Source organism: Halobellus sp. LT62, from assembly GCF_037031285.1.
Classification (GTDB): Archaea; Halobacteriota; Halobacteria; order Halobacteriales; family Haloferacaceae; genus Haloquadratum; species Haloquadratum salinisoli.
The window spans coordinates 90,126-102,763 of sequence record NZ_JAYEZO010000002.1; the positions used below are offsets into that span (position 1 = coordinate 90,126).

The window sequence follows — 12,638 nt, forward strand, 5'->3', positions numbered from 1 at the left end:
ATCCTGAACCCGGTATAAGTGGGTTATACGTTTAAGCTACAGAACGATACGGTTACGAGTCCTCTACTCACCTGTATGCCACGCAGTACCCCAACCGACAATCGAAACAGGGCGACTGAACCGGAATTTTACCTCCCCGCCGGTGCCGGCGTGTCGTTCATCGCCAGTCGATTCGAGCGTGTCTGGGCGACGCTATTCAACCATCGCGTTGAACCATCGGGATAGATCTCTAATGTCTAGAGAACAACACCAGCCGAACCATCCCAGCGTCGACCAATCGGATCGTACCATCCCCAGAAATCTCCGTCAAACAGGCGACGCAGACGTCGACCTCGTGATCTCGAACCGAGTCCGTAAGTCTCCGTTCTGGCACCTCTCCGTCGAGGAAGGCTGTCACGAGGCGACGGTGTACAACCATATGTATCACCCGCGGGCGTTCATCGACCCCGAAGACGGCGGTTCGAAAGCCGAGTACGAACTGCTGGTCAACGACGTCGCGCTGTGGGACGTCGCGGTCGAGCGCCAGATTCGCGTCAAAGGGCCCGACGCCGAGGCGTTCGTCAACTACGTCATCACGCGGGACGCGACCGACATCGAGCCGATGCGTGGCAAGTACGCCATCTGCTGCAACTATGACGGCGGTATTCTCAACGATTTCGTCCTGTTGCGACCCGACGAGGACGAGTTCTGGTTCTCTATCGCCGACGCCGACCTGCTGCAGTGGTTGCAAGGGGTCACGGTCGGGAACGACTTCGAGGTCGATATCGACGAGATCGACGTCTCGCCGATGCAGGTCCAGGGCCCGAAATCGACCGACGTGATCGAGTCGCTCATCGATGACGCGGTCGAAGACGTCCCGTACTACGGACTGTTGGAAGCGACGATCAACGACGTCCCGGTACTGGTGAGCCAAACGGGCTTCTCCGGAGAGGCGGGATTCGAGATATACGTCCGCGAAGCGACGACGAACGCCGAAGCAGTGTGGAACCCGGTACTCGAAACAGTCAAAGACCACGGCGGGGCCGCGGGACCAGTAAACGGTCGTCGGCGGATCGCTGCCGGAATCCTGTCGTTGGGGCAGGATATGGACCACGAGACGTCGCCGTTCCAAGTCAATCTCGGCTATCAGGTGCCCGACGACAAGGACGCGGACTACGTCGGCAAAGCCGAACTGGAACGCCAGAAGGAAGCGATCGAGAACGGCGAGTTCCCGTTCACGCACAAACTGATCGGGCTGAAAATGGCAGGCGAACCGATTATGGAGTGGGCCTCGGACTTCTGGCTCATCTCTGACCCGGAGACGGGGGAGGAATGCGGGTACCTGACGTCGGCGGGGTGGAACCCGGAGCTCGAGACCAATATCGGCCTCGGATTCGTGCCAGCGAAGAAACTGCAGGCCGCGACCGACGTTTCGCTCGACGACTCGATCTACGACGCGGACGTCGACATAGAGTTCGAGGTACACCTCCCGGACGAGTACGCTGCGGTGCCCGGCGAACCCGTATACGCGACGCTAGCGAAAGTTCCGTTCAAAGAGTCAGTCAATCCCAGCGCTCGCGAACAGGCCAAGATTCACGCTAGGGACGATATGGACGATTGAGAGTCGTTTCTCCGAGAACGAACTGTGACGAACGCAGCGATTTATGCCCAGATAATACGTATTGCAGGATAGATTTCACCGAGCGTCTCAAACGTGCTCACTTATACCGCTTAGTACACTAACACTCCAACCTACAGAACTATGAGTGATATCAAAGCGGTCGTCCGAGCCAAGCACCCTGATATAGTGCTCACAGGGGCAGTCACTCACGACCGAAGCTCGAAAGTCAAGTCGGTGTCAGAGGCGGGAACTGACCCGACGTCGGGGAAGTTCTTCTATCACATTGAATCGTCTGATTTCCGCCAATTCGAAGACGGATTACGGAATGACAGTACGATCGGCGAGTTCGAACGGGTCATCGAAACCAGAGACAACAAGGCGATCTATAGCTTCGAGTACACAGACGAAGCGAAGATCCTCTCACCCGTAATTTCGGCCGCGAACGGTGTCATCCTCGATATGGAGAACGACGGAAGCGCGTGGATTCTCACAATATGGATGCCCGAGCGAACGGATCTGGTTCATCTCTGGGACTACGCGAAACAGAATGACGTCGATATCGATTTACTGCGCGTGAACGAGTACGATAGTTTAGGTAACACGGACGCTGGGCTGACCGATAGTCAGCGAGAAGCACTCCTCGTCGCGTTCGAAGCAGGGTATTTCAAAGAACCACGGAGCGCAACTCTCGGCGAGGTCGCCGCTGATCTGGATATCTCTCAACCTGCTGCCAGTGGTCTTCTTCGACGTGGAATCCAGCGACTCATCATCTCGTCTCTGGTTGATGACAGTGAAAAGCCGGAGTGATCACCGGCGACTCGGTGCCGTGCCGACGATGACACCCTGAGGGCACGACTCGCGTCTCCGTCAGCGTGGCGGTGTGTAGTCGAGTGAGTAGGTACCGGAGATACCTCGGGGAGCGCCCCGCGTTGTGCCGGTCAATACGCAGTGTCATCACTCAGCAAATTCGTCGTAACTGAACGTGAAACCAACTTCGTCGACTCCTTACTGAGCGGTGGCTTCTAGGATCTCCTACCGCGAGCGAGGCCGAAGGCCGAGCGAGCGGCTTTTTCCCTCCAGGTTTTTGAACAGCGGGAACCCCCTGCTGGAAAAAGGTGGGTCTACATAAAGTCCGCAAACCCTGACTGCTTGTTTTTGTCGTTCTCGAAGACGGATTCGAGGCTCTGTTCGAGCACTTCCAGCCGCTGTTTGGTGTACTCCCGACAGCCGAACTCCTCGGCGACGTGGATGGCGGTGTCCATGTACTTGTTCACCGAGCCCTTGTGCACTGTCAGGTTCACCCGCCCGCCGCACTCGCGGCAGTCGCCGGTGAGCGGCATCCGCCGGTACTTCTCGCCGCAGTCGAGACAGCGCGTCTCCTGTCTGGAGAAGGCCCGCAGATTGCCGATCAGATCGGGCAGGAAGTGGTACTCGATGACCCGCTCTGCGACGTCGGTCTCGTCGACCGCGCGGAGTTTCCGAGCGAGTTCGAGTTGGGCGTCCATCTTGTCCATCATCGAGCCGAGCGTCTTGTAGGCGGAGAGATCGGGACCGAGCGCGATGTCGGTCGTGTCGTGGGTGTGGTCGAAGCCGCGGTACTCGTCGTCGGTGCCGAGCGTGTCCTCGCCGAGTTGGATCAGTTCCTCGACGTCCTCGGGATCGTCGAGTTCGAGCGTCGCCTCGTAGAATTCTCTGGGATACTGCCGCACGATGTCCATATTGTGCGCCTCGTCGTCGATCTCGCTGGGATCGATGCGGGAGGACATCACGAGGGGGGCGTCCATCTGCCCACCACGCTTGTCGGGGAGATACTGCTTCGAGAAGTTCAGGAGGCCATCCATCAGCAGCATCACGCAATCTTCGTCGCCGTCACACTGGCCGGTATATATTGAATTTGATAGGAGTGTGTGAGTGCCTTCGACGGTCAGGCAGTACGTGTGACTGACGTCACTTTCGATGTATTCGACGGTTTCGACCGGATCGGTCGCGACACCACCGTCTGCACGCGCGCGATCCGCCCCCGCCTTCGCTCCACGTCGCTGGAATGGGGGATGAGGTGAAACCGGGAGCGAATCGCCGGGAGCGACCTGTGATGCCTCGACTTTCTCGACGCTTCCGTTCCACCGACAGAGTTCGTGGTCGGCTGTGACCGTTATCTCCCGACCGCTTCGGGTCTCAATTCGTACGAGATGCTCAGGTGCGACGTGTTTCGAGACCGCTTCGACCGGCTTCAGAACCTCCTCGCCGCCTTCGGTAATGGACGGGACGAACACGTCGCCGTCGAGTTCCTGCACGAGCGTCCCGAAGTCGTCCTCAGTCGGGTCTTCGAGGCGCGGTTCCACGAGATTACGGATCGGCCCGTAGTGCCAGTCGCCTGCCTCGTCCTCGAACCAGACCTTCGTCTCGGGATGGAAGCAGTTCCGACGCTTCGCGGCGTGGAAGTACGGATGCGCGTAGCCGACGGCGGCGGACGTGAAGCCGACGACGCGGCCGACGACCGCGGCGGACGTGTGCGGGGCCATCCCGAAGACGAGTTCGCCGACGAGTTCCTCCCGTTCTTCGACCTCGTAGAACGCGGGCAGTCCGTAGTACTGCTCTAAGAGATCGTCGACGAAGTCGGCGGTCTTGAGCATGTGTTCGGCCGCGCCGTCCGAGAGCACGATGTCCTGGACTTTCAGCTCGACCAGCTGATCGTCGAACTCCAGCGGTTCGCCGTCGATGTCGGTCTCATAACCCAGTTCGCGGAAGTCCGCGGCGGTCACGTCGAGTTCGGCCGGCCGGACCGCCGTGACGGGGAGGTCCGTCATATCGTAGCGGACCGTCCCGTCCTTGAACGACGTGACGCCGTTTTTCGCCCGGAGGACGCCCTTCTCCATCGGTTCGGGCGTCTTATTCGCCGAGGTGAGACCCTTCACGCCCTTCAGGATGTCGTAGGCGGCCTCGCGCTCGCCCACCGTTTCGAGTGCGCGGCGGTACTCTTCGCCGACGTCGACCGAGAACCAGTCGGGGCTCGTGACGTCGCGCTCGCAGCGGTCGCAGTACACGCGCCCGGATTCGTCGGGTTCGACGGTCTGGTCGCACTCCTTGCACTCGTAGTGGGGTTCGGTGTGGATGCCGCAGTCCGAGCAGGTCGTCCGGTAGGTGTGCGTGCCGCAATCCGGACAGACGCGGTCGCCGACGCGGACGTCGACGACGCCGCGACGGCCCCGCTCGTCTCTGTGCCGGGCGGCCTCGGCGACGTTACGCTGGTTGCCGCCGGACTCGCCGATCGGAAAGAGCGTGTGGACCGCGGGAGAGAGGTCTCGCGATTCGGACTTCTCGGGGCGGCCCATCCGGTTGCCGACGCGGGTCGGCGCGCGCTCGCGGATCTCGAACGGCGCGACTTCGTTGACGGCTTTCACGGCGTTTTCGCCGTCGTCCCACTCGCGGGCTGACGGGGGGATGTCGCCCGGCTCCCACGTTCGTTCGAGTTCGCGGGGCCCCTCGCGCTCGACGAATCCGAGCGAGCGGACCAGCAAGCGCCATTCCGGAACCCGAATCGACTCCTCGCGTTGCGTGTGCTCGACGAGCAGGTGTTCGAGGATCTCGGCGATCGCCGCCGACTTCTCCAGTTCGAGGACCGTGCCGGTCCCACTCGCGGCGTCGCTGCCCTCATTTGCTGCGTCGTCGACCGTCGGACCGCCGGCCTCGTCGGAACCGGCCGCCAGCCCGCCGTCCGCCTCGGCGCTGACGACCCGTCCGGCCGCGACGGCGTCGGCGAGGTCCTCGAACTGGTCGACCGAGATGTCGTGCCACAGGTACGTGTAGTCCGGATGCAGCGGACAGTCGTAGTCGGTCGCCCACTCCGCCGCCTCCGTCGGCGTCGGCTGTTCGAGGTCGACCGCGGGGTCGTCCGCGAGCGCTTGGACCGGTCCCCCGGCGGCCTCGAAGTCCTGCACCCACCACTCGTAGACGTACGAGGCGGGCGCGAGCTGGTGGTTGTTCTCGACGAATTCCCCGAAATTGACGAGGTATTCGCCGAGATCGATGATCTTCTCGACCCCGTTTCTGATTTCGAGTGCTTCCTCGGGGTCGTCGATTCGGCGGACGTCGCCGTTGGCGAGGCGGACCGTCGGGCCCTCGATGGAGTCGACCGGGATGACGCCCGCGGCCTTGCCCGGCCGCTCGGTCTTGATCTGCGTCCCGGTCGCGAGGAAGTCGTCGACGAGGTGCATCGTCGCCGGGTGGACGCCCGCGGTCGCGAAGCCGTGATTGCGCGCGCGCCCGTACCGGAGCCTGAACCCGCCCTCCGCGCTCGGGTGACCGAAGACGGGGCGACCGGCGATGAGGTCCCTAAGGTACTTCATCGACGGATCGAGCCGGGGCGGTCGGGCCGGTTCGTCGCCGGTCTCAAGGTGCTCGCTGTCGTCGCTCTCGGTGTCAGTGCCGCCCTCTCCGTCAGCGTCGCTGTCTTCGCCGTCCGCTTCTTCTCCGCTCGACGCGTCGATTTCGGCGTCGTCAGGGTCTGTCGCTTCGGCGTCTTCTTTGCCGATGGTGCCGTCGATGAGGTCCTGCAGCCACGGCCAGTCGACCTCGTCGAGGCCGCGGGTGTAGCGCTGGATCTTCGGCGCTTTCAGCGCGATTCCCTCCGCGAGCACGAGGCACATCCCGCCGCGGGCGGAGTTGGTGTCGACGCGTTCGAGGTCCCGGAAGCCCGAGACCTCCTCGTCGCCGGTGGCCTCGCCGTCGAGCATAATCGGCATGTGCTCGGCGATGAACTTCGTCTCCTTGTCCTTCGGCGAGTACTGGAGCCCCGTTTCCTTGTCGTAGAGGGCGACCTCCTCGGCGTAGCGCTCGACCTCTTTTCTCTGTGCCTCGTACTCCTCGATACCGAGCAGCGAGCGCGCGTAGTCGGCGACGAGCACCGACAGCGCTTGGGCGGTCCCGCCGGCCGAGCGGATCGGTCCCGCGTAGTAGACGTTCACGAACTCCGTCCCGTCGTCGTTTTCGAGGATTTCGACGCGGTCGATCCCCTCGATGGGGGCGGCGACGACACCCTCGGTGAGGAGCGCGACCGCCGTCCGCACCGCGCCCTCGACCTTCCCCGCGCGGCTGTCGTAGTCGCCGACCGTGCCTTCGACGAAGTCGGTGACGAGTTCGAGGGCGGCCTCCTCGCGGGACATCTGCCCTTCGAGTTCGCGGACGCGCTCGGCGACGCCGGGGATCCCGAGGATGTTTTCCACCCTGTCGGCCATGTCCCTCGCGACCGGAATCTCGACCTCGGGTTCGGGGTCGTAGCCCATTCCCTTCGCGCGCTCGGCGCGGTCGAACGCCTCGTCGAGCCGGGATTCGATCCGCTCGAAGTACCGCTCGTCCTCTTCGTACACGGCTACAGCCAGAGGTCCAGATCGGTCACGTCGTCACGTTCCCGTTCGAGCGACTCGTCGAACGCGCGGAGGTAGACCTCGCCGGCGAAGACGGTCGCGGCGTTGAGATGCCCCGCGAGCGCCTGTCCGCTGGGACGGGAGAGTATCGCGTGCGTGTGCGCGAAGCGCTCGCCGTCGAGGTCGGCGACGTTACCGACGCAGGCGGCGACCTCCAGCGGTTCGTCGAACGTCACCGACTGGTACTCTTTGTCATCCTGATCGTAGAACCACACTTCGGCGTCCTGAACCGCGCCCATCGCCTGAAACCACGCGGCGTCGATCCCCTCGAGATCGGCGAACTCCTCGATCTCCGTGCGCCAGTCGGCCCCCGTTTCGAGCCGAAGCAGAAACTCTCGGCTCGCGTCGACCTCGCGGTAGTGCATACCCTGTTGCTCGGGAGTCGCGGACAAAAATCATGCTGTCCCGACGGTGCGGCGTGAACTGCTGTCATCCTCGTGAGCCACGCCGGCGCTGCCGCTCGCACGTCGGCGTCGAAAAAATAGCCGAACCGCGTGCTTACGCCCAGTCTCGGAGCGACGGTGCTTCCGATACCCGCATCGAGAGCCACGCATCATCGCGGGAAACGTCCGCGATAATGAACTCCGCCTGAGCGGGAGTGGAGTCCACCGAGGCCATCACCTCGGCGCGCGACGCGTCGGACACAGCCGTCGCATTCGGCGTCATGTTTGTGAGTGTGTCTCATTCATACATAAACCCGTCGGATCGGAGCCGCCGTCGATCTGACGAATGTGCATAATTCTCACACAGAAACAGACTATATCTGTGCATATTTGGGATTTTACGAGACGTATGGTCGGTAGAAACCGGCTGATCGTGCGAGTATGTACCAAGTATCACGACACATCTAGACACACGGAAACGCATCCGATACTACGCGACTTTGCGGAAATCCACCAACCGTCGGAGAAGGTATCGTAGCGTTTGCAACTGACCGCTCATCCGACCGCACGCTGTCGTGCGATCGAGTGGGTGAATACTTGCAAACGCTACTATAATTGCCGTATGACAACACACGGTAAGTATGGCCGACGACCCACCGACACAGCCGGGAACGCGGCGGATGGCACGTGTGTTCACCGAGGGACGGGGCGGGGAGACGCCCGGGATTCCGATGAGCTACGAGGACCTCGAAGCCGCCGCACTGGACGCGCTCTCGCCCGAGGCGTACGACTACGTCGCCGGCGGCGCGGGCGGCGAGGACACGGTCGACCGGAACCGGGAGGCGTTCCGACGGTACCGCCTGCTTCCGCGAATGCTCCGCGACGTCGCCGAGCGCGACCTCTCGACGACCGTCTGCGGTACGGAGCTTCCACATCCCGTGATGCTCGCTCCGGTCGGCGTCCAATCGATCATCCACGAGGAGGGCGAGCGCGCGACGGCTCGGGCGGCCGCGGAGTTGGGGATGGGGCTGATCGCCAGTTCCGCGGCGTCGACGACGATGGAGGACGTCCGCGCGGAACTCGACGACGCGCCGGGGTGGTTTCAGCTCTACTGGAGTTCGGATCACGACCTCGCGAGGAGTTTCGTCGATCGGGCGACGGACGCGGGATACGAAGCCGTCGTCGTCACGCTCGATACGCCGATGCTCGCGTGGCGCGAGCGGGATATGCAGCGGGCCTACCTGCCCTTTCTCGACGGCGACGGCGTCGCGAACTACTTCTCGGATCCGACGTTTCGATCCCGCGTCGACGGCGACGTCGACGAGGACCCCGAGGCCGCCGTCGACGAGTTTCTGGACGTCTTCAGCGATCCGACGCTGACGTGGGACGACTTCGCGTGGCTCTGTGAGTACAGCGATCTCCCGGTCGTCGCGAAAGGGATCCTCCACCCGGACGACGCCGAACGCGCGGTCGACGCCGGGGCGGCGGGCGTCGTCGTCTCCAACCACGGCGGCCGCCAAGTCGACGGTGCGGTGGCCGCCCTAGAGCAGCTTCCGGATGTCGTCGACGCCGTCGACGAGGAGGTCGACGTGGTCTTCGACAGCGGGATCCGCCGCGGCGCGGACGTGTTGAAAGCGCTCGCACTCGGTGCCGACGCCGTCCTCCTCGGCCGTCCGTACGTGTACGGGCTGGCTCTCGACGGCGCGTCCGGGGTCCGGGAGGTCTGTGCGAACCTCCTCGCTGACTTCGATCTGGCGCTCGGTTTGATCGGTCACGACGACGTGGCCGACGTCGACGAATCGGTGCTCGCCGACTGACGGGGGCTCGTCGTCCGGCGAGATCCGCCGCCGTCGAAACCGGATCTACGGGCTCCGGGGGCTTCAAAGAGTACAAGAGGTGTGACGCAGTACAACGCCGTATGAACGTAGCCGACGCGATGACGCCCCGAGAGGACGTGGTCACTGTCGAACTCCCGGGGACCCGCGACGACGTGTTGGAGTACCTCCAAGAACGCGGCTTTTCGTCCGTCCCCGTCGTCAAGCGGACCGACGGCCGCGAGGAGTACCGCGGCCTCGTCTCCCGCGAGGAGCTGATCGAGAGCCCCGACGAGGACCAACTCGCGGTGCTGATGCGTGACGTTCCGACCGTCACCGCCGACACCAGCGTCGAGGAGGCCGCCCACCTGATGCTCGATGCGGGAACGCGTCGCGTCCCCGTTGTCGACGGCGAACTCGAGGGCATCGTCACCGTCACCGACGTCGTGCGCGCGATCGCCCGCGAGGAGGTCGACGTCGACGCCACCGCCGGCGACGTCGCGACGAAGGACGTGAACACGACGTACGACGCCACGCCGCTGCCGGTGGCTGAGCGCGAGATCTACTACGCGAACGTCCCCTATGCGGTCTGTCTCGACGACGAGGGGCGGATGAACGGCATCCTCACCGAGGTCGACATCATCGACGTCGCCCGCGTCGTCGAGGGCGAGGACGACACGGGCGATTCCTTCGCCGAACAGGACGACGAGTGGATGTGGGAGGGAATCAAGGCTATCGGGAGGCGCTACGTCCCGACGCGGAACGTCGAGCTCCCGGCCGAGCCCGTCTCGACGTTCATGTCCGATGACCTCGTGACGGTCTCGACGCGCAAGTCCGTCGTCGAGGTCGCCCAGGCCCTGATCACCGAGGACATCGAGCAGATCCCGCTCGTCAGCGGCGACGAACTGATCGGCATCGTCCGCGACGTGGACTTACTGGAGGCGCTGTAGATGAGCGAGGAGCGAACGGAGGGCGAGCGGCTCGCCGAACTCGCGAAACGCCGCGGCTACTTCTTCGGCGCGAGCGGTGCGTACGGCGGCGCGGCCGGTTTCTACACCTTCGGCCCGCAAGGGGCGGCGCTGAAGTCGAACGTCGAGGACGCGTGGCGCGACCGCTTCACCGTTCAGGAGGGCAACTTCGAGATCGAAGCGCCGACGATTATGCCCGAACCGGTGTTCGAGGCCTCCGGCCACCTCGACGGGTTCGACGATATGCTCGTCGAGTGTCCCGATTGCGGTACCTCCCACCGCGCGGACCACCTCATCGAGGACAACACCGGTCTCGAAGACGCCGAATCGCTTCCGGTCTCGGAGGTCGAAGACCTGATTGCCGAACACGACCTCCAGTGTCCGAACTGCGGCGGCCACCTCGCCGGAGAGCCGGTCGAGGACTTCAACCTGATGTTCGAGACGAATATCGGCCCGGGGTCGTCGACGCCGGGCTATCTCCGACCGGAGACGGCGCAGGGCATCTTCGTGGAGTTCCCGCGCATCAAGGAGTACGCGCGCAACAGCCTGCCGTTCGGCGCGACGCAGATCGGCCGCGCCTACCGCAACGAGATCTCGCCGCGGAAGAGCATTGTCCGGACTCGGGAGTTCACCCAAGCGGAGTTAGAGCAGTTCGTCGACCCCGAGCGCGACGAACCGGATCTCGACTCCGTGCGCGACGTCGAGGTCGTCCTGTATCCGGCGACCGAACAGGGGGCCGACGACGGCGAGTACGTCGAAACCACCGTCGGCGAGGCCGTCGACGAGGGCATCGTCGGCGACGCGTGGATCGGCTACTTCCTCGGAGTCGCCCAGGAGTGGTACGAGCGCGTCGGCGTCGATATGGACCGATTCCGCTTTCGACAACATCTCGCGGGCGAGCGTGCCCACTACGCCGCGGACTGCTGGGACGCCGAGAGCGAGGTCGACGGCGACTGGATCGAGATCGCCGGCTTCGCCTATCGGGGCGACTACGACCTCTCGAAACACGGCGAGCACAGCGACGACGACTTCACGATCTTCCGGCAGTTCGACGAGCCGAAGAACGTCGAGAAGGCCGTCGCCGACCCGGATATGAGCGTGCTCGGACCCGAGTTCGGCGGGGCCGCCGCCGACGTGCAGTCGGCGCTCGAAGAACTGGCCGAGCGCGACCCCTCGGCGTTCGATACGGAGGAGGTATCCGTCACGGTCGGCGGCGAGACGAAGACCGTCGACGCCGACGTGGCGAACTTCCGGATCGAGGAGCGGACGGTCTCGGGCGAGCACATCACGCCGCACGTGATCGAACCCTCGTTCGGGGTCGATCGGACCGTCTACACGCTGCTCGCGCACGCGTACAACGAGGACGAGGTCGCCGGCGAGACGCGCTCGTTCCTCTCGCTGTCGCCGGCGGTCGCGCCGACGGACGTCGGTGTCTTCCCGCTGGTCTCGAACGTCGACGAGCTCGTCGATCGCGCCGAGGCGCTCGTCGAGGACCTTCGAGAGTCCGGGTTCAGCGTCGTCTACGACGACTCCGGCAGCATCGGTCGCCGCTACCGCCGGCAGGACGAGGTCGGCACCCCGTTCTGCGTCACCGTCGACCGCGACGGGCTGGAGGGCGACGATCCCGACAGCGTCACGATCCGCGAGCGCGACACCGCCCGCCAAGTCCGCGTGCCCCTCGAATCGCTGATCGAAGAGCTTCGCGCCGTCACGAGCGGCGACCGGTCGTTCGACGACCTCGTCGAGACGTACGACCTCGTCGAACCGGGCGCGGACGCGTAAGACGGTGCCCTCCGCGCAATCGAGTTCCGGTGTCCTCTCGAACGTCTCCGAGAGCGAACTCAAGCGTCGCCTCGTTCACGCGAGCGGGACCGGGCTTCCGCTGTTGTACGTCCTCGAGTTCGTCTCGTGGGACCAGTTCGGCCTCGTGATGCTCGTCTGTGCGGCCGCAGCGGCCGTCTTGGAGTTCTTCCGGCTGGTCGTCGGTCTCGACTGGGCGATCTACGACGAACTCACGCGCTCCTACGAGCAGACGAACGTCGCGGGCTACGCGCTGTATATGTTCAGCATCACCGCCGTCGTCCTCGTGTTCGCGCCGTACATCGCCGTTCCCGCCGCGCTGATGCTGACGATCGGCGATCCGGTCTCGGGGCTGCTCGGGACGACGCGCGCAGCCGACGAATCGAAGCGCCTCCGGACGCTTGGCGCGATGTTTGCGGTGTGTTTCGCCGTCTCTGCGCCGTTCCTCGTTCCCGCGGTGGGTACGGTCGTCGGCCTCGCGGCCGCCGTCGCGGCCGCCCTCGCCGCGACCGTCGCGGACGGCTTCAAGCCGGTCATCGCGGGCTACGTCGTCGACGATAACCTCTCGATCCCTCCCGCGGGCGCACTCGCTGCCAGCGCCGTGCTCGCGGTTGCCGGCGCTGCGCCCGTCTTGGGCTGAACACCGGGAT

General features: G+C 64.2%; 9 protein-coding genes. 6 read left to right on the forward strand and 3 right to left on the reverse strand.

What is annotated here, in order from left to right; all coding sequences use genetic code 11:
* Positions 1 to 232 precede the first annotated feature (232 nt).
* Positions 233 to 1,600: a glycine cleavage T C-terminal barrel domain-containing protein gene (locus U5919_RS09715; protein WP_336023977.1), complete on the forward strand. Its 1,368-nt coding sequence runs from the start codon at positions 233 to 235 to the stop codon at positions 1,598 to 1,600.
* 141 nt (positions 1,601 to 1,741) lie between these two features.
* Entirely contained in the window at positions 1,742 to 2,407 is a 666-nt protein-coding gene (locus tag U5919_RS09720) for a helix-turn-helix domain-containing protein (protein WP_336023978.1), read from the forward strand.
* Between the two features lie 314 nt (positions 2,408 to 2,721).
* Here U5919_RS09720 and U5919_RS09725 read toward each other — a convergent pair whose 3' ends face one another.
* The 3 genes from U5919_RS09725 to U5919_RS09735 all read right to left on the reverse strand — a co-directional run bounded on the left by U5919_RS09725 (position 2,722) and on the right by U5919_RS09735 (position 7,689).
* Positions 2,722 to 6,966 carry a DNA-directed DNA polymerase II large subunit gene (locus U5919_RS09725; RefSeq protein ID WP_336023979.1) on the reverse strand — a complete coding sequence of 1,415 codons (4,245 nt, stop codon included), beginning with the start codon at positions 6,964 to 6,966 and terminating at the stop codon, positions 2,722 to 2,724.
* Positions 6,967 to 6,968: 2 nt separating this feature from the next.
* Positions 6,969 to 7,388, reverse strand: a complete 420-nt coding sequence (locus U5919_RS09730) for a PPC domain-containing DNA-binding protein (protein ID WP_336023980.1) — start codon at positions 7,386 to 7,388, stop codon at positions 6,969 to 6,971.
* Between the two features lie 133 nt (positions 7,389 to 7,521).
* Positions 7,522 to 7,689, reverse strand: a complete 168-nt coding sequence (locus U5919_RS09735; RefSeq protein WP_203229141.1) for a DUF7556 family protein — start codon at positions 7,687 to 7,689, stop codon at positions 7,522 to 7,524.
* A 358-nt stretch (positions 7,690 to 8,047) separates the two neighbouring features.
* Between U5919_RS09735 and U5919_RS09740 the strand changes: the two genes are divergently transcribed.
* From U5919_RS09740 to U5919_RS09755, 4 genes are all read left to right on the forward strand, one after another.
* The gene (locus tag U5919_RS09740) at positions 8,048 to 9,223 is read left to right on the forward strand and encodes an alpha-hydroxy-acid oxidizing protein (RefSeq protein ID WP_336023981.1); all 1,176 of its coding nucleotides are present in this window, start codon (positions 8,048 to 8,050) and stop codon (positions 9,221 to 9,223) included.
* A gap of 101 nt (positions 9,224 to 9,324) precedes the next feature.
* Positions 9,325 to 10,170 (forward strand): CBS domain-containing protein, encoded by an 846-nt coding sequence (locus U5919_RS09745; protein ID WP_336023982.1) that lies wholly within the window; start codon positions 9,325 to 9,327, stop codon positions 10,168 to 10,170.
* Positions 10,171 to 11,970 carry a glycine--tRNA ligase gene (gene glyS, locus U5919_RS09750; RefSeq protein ID WP_336023983.1) on the forward strand — a complete coding sequence of 600 codons (1,800 nt, stop codon included), beginning with the start codon at positions 10,171 to 10,173 and terminating at the stop codon, positions 11,968 to 11,970.
* Between the two features lie 4 nt (positions 11,971 to 11,974).
* The gene (locus tag U5919_RS09755; RefSeq protein ID WP_336023984.1) at positions 11,975 to 12,628 is read left to right on the forward strand and encodes a dolichol kinase; all 654 of its coding nucleotides are present in this window, start codon (positions 11,975 to 11,977) and stop codon (positions 12,626 to 12,628) included.
* Positions 12,629 to 12,638 lie beyond the last annotated feature (10 nt).

What these genes read in the sequence shown, in the direction of transcription:
- glyS (WP_336023983.1), top strand. Translation starts at nt 10,171, where the DNA reads ATGAGCGAGGAGCGAACGGAGGGCGAGCGGCTCGCCGAACTCGCGAAA.
- U5919_RS09740 (WP_336023981.1), top strand. Translation starts at nt 8,048, where the DNA reads ATGGCCGACGACCCACCGACACAGCCGGGAACGCGGCGGATGGCACGT.
- U5919_RS09745 (WP_336023982.1), top strand. Translation starts at nt 9,325, where the DNA reads ATGAACGTAGCCGACGCGATGACGCCCCGAGAGGACGTGGTCACTGTC.
- U5919_RS09730 (WP_336023980.1), bottom strand. Translation starts at nt 7,388, where the DNA reads ATGCACTACCGCGAGGTCGACGCGAGCCGAGAGTTTCTGCTTCGGCTC.
- U5919_RS09720 (WP_336023978.1), top strand. Translation starts at nt 1,742, where the DNA reads ATGAGTGATATCAAAGCGGTCGTCCGAGCCAAGCACCCTGATATAGTG.
- U5919_RS09735 (WP_203229141.1), bottom strand. Translation starts at nt 7,689, where the DNA reads ATGACGCCGAATGCGACGGCTGTGTCCGACGCGTCGCGCGCCGAGGTG.
- U5919_RS09715 (WP_336023977.1), top strand. Translation starts at nt 233, where the DNA reads ATGTCTAGAGAACAACACCAGCCGAACCATCCCAGCGTCGACCAATCG.